Genomic DNA, 4,367 nt, shown 5'->3' on the forward strand with positions numbered 1-4,367 from the left:
CGTTTTGCACAGCCGCAGGCTGCCCGCAGGGCGAGCGCCAGGGATGGCGCGAGTGATCCCCCTCTCTCACCACCATATTCTAAGAGAATGCCTGAGCGAAAGTTCAGGCATTTTTTTTGCCTGTCCGACCCGGGCGAGGCATGCCTCGCCCCTACATCAGAGAGGGTACGAGTCTCACCTTATTCAAGAATAATGCCTGTACGTAGGGGGCGGGCATGCCCGACCCGCAACAAGGCATCAGGAATGATCCCGTCAAAACAATAAATGTGCTCTTCCATGCAAACGAGCGACATGATTTGCAGACCACGCCCATGCCACTAACCCGACCGCCGTGAAACGCTCTCCCATCCGGCGACCACGATCATAATCACCGTGGTGAGACCATTCACCATCAACCTGTCGGTGATAAACACCACAGGATTTAATCCGGCCAGCGCCACCAGCCCGACAATATGCGACAGCGGAAACCGGCCGTAGACCATCAGTTTATAAATCGCATTGGCCAGCAGATAGACCGCCGGGCCGAGCAGCAAAACGGCGGCGGCGGCCATGTCGATATGTCCATCAGGATGGGCGATCACCAGCTCATTGGCTACGGCGCAGACAATAATCGCGCCGACCAGCACCACATGAACATAATGGAAGCAGGCACCCATCTGTCCCGGATTATCCGCATGTTGTATAGCATGACTGCCTGCCTTGCTGCTGGTATCGAAATAGACCCACCACATTGCCAGGCTGCCGATAAAAGCCACCAGCGAGGCAATAATAATCGGCGCATCCCACACGTCGGTTTCACTCAGCGTTGCACCGGTAATCAGAATGGTTTCACCCAGTGCGACAATAACAAACAGCTGGCAACGCTCCGCCAGATGGTGCCCTTCTATGGTCCATTCACTGCTGCTGTCTGAACGGCCCAGGCCCGGCAGCGGGAAACCGAACATCGGTGAGAAGTAGGTGCAGGCAACAGCTATCCCCCACAGGATCAGGCGCTCCGGCCCTTCGGCGATGCCACCCCACAGCCAGAACACCCCAGAAATACACATCCAGCCGAGGATGCGCTGGAAATTACGCCGCAGCAAATGCCCCGCGGGCAGTAACCATAATGTGACAGCGCTGCGCCCAACCTGCATCGCAACGTAAAACAGTGCAAATATCCAGCCGCGTTCACCGAATGCCTGCGGCAGTGCTGAAGAGGCAAACAGGCCCAACAGCATCACACCAAACAGCAGCAGGCGAATTTGTCGGGTTTCAGGATCGAACCAGTTGGTGACCCACGCGGTATACTGCCAGGCGAGCCAGACGGCAAACCACAGCAGCAGGGTTTCCAGTGCGCCAGTGAGCGTCAAATGATGCAGAAGATAATGGGAAAGTTGAGTGACCGCGAAAACGTAAATCAGGTCGAAAAGAAGTTCAGAAAATGACACCGTTGCGCCGTGGCCATCACGTACGCGAAGCAGAGTTAGCGCCATGGAAATGTTCCTGAAAAGGGGGCATTACATTGATAATAGCGAGACGCCCGAAACAGGAACATGTTTTATTGATGTCGGGCAGCGCCTTATTGGCATGATAAAGAGGGAATACGATGTTTTTAACATCTTCAGATTATCAACAGGCGGTTACATCGCTGGCAGCAGACGAAGAAGAACTGCTTGCGGCAGTGGCATTTTGGGGAAAAGGGGCAGACATGATGATATGCCCACGCGTCGGTCAGCGCGCCAGGCTGATTTGTAATGTAGACAGCGGCGCCACCAATCCCCAGGTGATCAAAGCGCTGCGTGATAAGCCGGGCGTGACAATACGCCAGTCGGACAAACTGCATGCCAAAGTCATCGCCGGGGCGAAACAGGCGCTGGTCGGTTCGGCCAATTTTTCCGCTAACGGATTAAATCTTGAAGGCAGCGAGCAGTCCTGGTGGGATGAAGCCGGACTGTTAACCGAGGACCCCGGGCAGATCGCAGCTATCCATCAATGGTTTGCCGCGCAGTGGGAAGCATCACGCGACATTAGCGATAAAGACCTGCAACTGGCCCAGCTGCGATGGTCACAGCGGCGAGCCAGCCGAACCGCATCGGCACCGATTCACGCATTTGAACGCCTGCGCCCCACCGATGCTGAAGACAGGGAAATCTACCTGGTGATTTATAATGAGGCGATGTCGCAGGACGGTGAAAAGGCCTTCCAGGAAGAGCAGAAAAAACGGACCTGTCAGCCACAAACGGATATCACTGTGTTACCGCCCCTGTATGAAGGCTGGCCAGATTTGCCAACGAATGCCTTGCTGATAGACCTGTATTACGAGGAAGGGAGGAAGATGGAGTGCGCGGGCATTTTTACGCGTACCCTGCAGGATATCAATTTCACCTATTCCGATGGCAGTGCGGGCCATCTGGCGTTGTGCGTTCAGGAAGACAAGGTCATGGGTTATCTGTTTGATGATAAAGAGGCCAGATTGTTCGTGAAGCAAATCCGGCCTTTTATAAAGAAAATCCTGCAACACGCTACAGGTTCAGAGAAGAGTCGCTCTGTGTGCATCCCTTTTTCAGAGGTACTCCACATCTGCCAGCAGTCACGTTAACCAGCATCAGGATGGGGACGACGCACAGTTCGTCGCCCCACCTTATCGTTACTTGATCGCCAGAGCAGCCTTGATGGTATAGAACAGATCGGTTTGATCGGTCAGACCGACCACATTCGCCGCATGAGGACCATATGCCGCAATGCGCAGTTGCGTGCCGGTGTGGCCCTGAGAATCTTCTTCCGAATTGCCGTAGCTGATGGTCATCGGGCTGCCATCTTTAGTGATCAGCGTCTGCGTCAGGCCCGGTGCCTTGCTGTCATTGGCAATGATCTGGCTGGAGTGCGCATGGTCAGCGGTGACAATCACCAGTGTGTTGCCGTCCTTACGCGCAAATTCCAGCGCCTTTTGTACCGCTTCATCCAGATCGACCGTTTCACCAATCTGGCCGCACGGATTAGCCGCATGATCCTGCTTATCAATAGATGCCCCTTCCACCTGAAGGAAGAAGCCCTGCGGCTTGCTGCTTAGCAGTGAGATGGCTTTATCGGTCATCTGGGCCAGGGTTGGCGTTGATGCCGGACGTTCCGCATTCACTTCACAGGTGATCGGTTTCCCGTCCAGGTTACCGTGATAAGTGGCTTTCGGCCCTTTCCAGCGCACCGGCATATTGCCGTCAGCAAACAGCCCCAGTACCGGCTTATCGTCGCCCGCTTCGCTCAGGCCGTTCATCCCCTCGAGATCGCTCACCAGCTGATAGCCGCGCAGCTTCGCCTGCTCTTGCAGAGTTTTGCCCTGCCATTCGCCCGCTTTCGCCGTCTCACTGAAGGTTTTCCCACCGCCGCCGAAAGTGACGTCCGCGCGGGCATTCAGCAATTGCTCAGCGATGGAACCTTTACCGCCCTTTTCCAGCGCGTTGGTGGCACAGAGTTCGCTAGTTTTCACCGGGCCATAGCATTTACGTGAGGTAACATGGGCAATCTGCGCGGCCGGGGTGGCATCTTCCAGTTCGGCGGTAGATACGTTACCCGTGGCTTTACCGGCGGCTTTAGCCAGTTCCAGCAGTGAAGGATAATCTTTACCGTTCACATCCACGCCAATGGCGCCATTATAGGATTTTACCCCGGTGGCCCAGGCGGTGGCAGAAGCCGCAGAATCGGTGACGTAGTCGGGTTTATGGCTTTTTTTATCCAGCGAGTAATGGGTGTACTGACCGGTCAGCGGCAGTGCATCAATACCTTTAAAGAAACCGCCCGCGCCTTCTGCATAGTTACGCGCTGCCGTGATTTCAGAGTCACCCATGCCATCGCCGATCAGCAAAATGACATTTTTCGCCGTGGTATTGTTTAACGAGGCTTTAATTGCCTCGGTCTGATCACCGGTCAGGCGGCGTGCACCACCGGGCTGGGTGATATCCCCCTGTGCGGCACGATTCCAGGTGGCAATATCCGCCACGGCAGAGGAGCAAATCAGCGAGGTCAGCAGGGAAAGAGCAAAGGCTTTGTGTTTCATTGTTGGCGATCTCCATGAATAAATTTAACTTAATGTTTCTGCGCCACAGTCTGCGATACAACTATTTCATTTTCGTGTCAGCCACGTGACAGAGAGATTTCATCGCCGGGTGTGCTGATGAGGGAATTTTGCGACTGCTCATGAGTTAAGCGAATAGAACCATAGGGAAAAATACTACTTGACCCATTAACGGCGACTGCCTATAGTACCGCCCCGTTACCCCCTGTGGGTGACGGCAGTAAAATATGGTGAGGTGTCCGAGTGGCTGAAGGAGCACGCCTGGAAAGTGTGTATACGGCAACGTATCGAGGGTTCGAACCCCTCTCTCACCACCATA

The 4,367-nt window shown here is 54.7% G+C and carries 3 protein-coding genes and 1 tRNA gene; 2 read left to right on the top strand and 2 right to left on the bottom strand.

Annotated elements, in window-relative coordinates; genetic code table 11:
- Positions 1–317: 317 nt before the first annotated feature.
- Positions 318–1,472, bottom strand: a complete 1,155-nt coding sequence (locus HHI26_RS25255; protein ID WP_171149992.1) for a low temperature requirement protein A — start codon at positions 1,470–1,472, stop codon at positions 318–320.
- 113 nt (positions 1,473–1,585) lie between these two features.
- Here HHI26_RS25255 and HHI26_RS25260 point away from each other — a divergent pair, with 113 nt between their 5' ends.
- Positions 1,586–2,578, top strand: a complete 993-nt coding sequence (locus tag HHI26_RS25260) for a phospholipase D-like domain-containing protein (protein WP_171149993.1) — start codon at positions 1,586–1,588, stop codon at positions 2,576–2,578.
- 48 nt (positions 2,579–2,626) lie between these two features.
- Here the strand turns inward: HHI26_RS25260 and phoA are convergent, their stop codons facing one another.
- Positions 2,627–4,030: an alkaline phosphatase gene (phoA, locus tag HHI26_RS25265; protein ID WP_133841731.1), complete on the bottom strand. Its 1,404-nt coding sequence runs from the start codon at positions 4,028–4,030 to the stop codon at positions 2,627–2,629.
- 247 nt (positions 4,031–4,277) lie between these two features.
- On the opposite strand from phoA, the gene HHI26_RS25270 reads away from it, so the two are divergent.
- A tRNA-Ser gene (locus tag HHI26_RS25270) sits at positions 4,278–4,365 on the top strand.
- Positions 4,366–4,367: the final 2 nt, after the last annotated feature.

The organism is Erwinia sp. JH02, assembly GCF_013074405.1.
Taxonomy (GTDB): domain Bacteria; phylum Pseudomonadota; class Gammaproteobacteria; order Enterobacterales; family Enterobacteriaceae; genus Erwinia; species Erwinia rhapontici.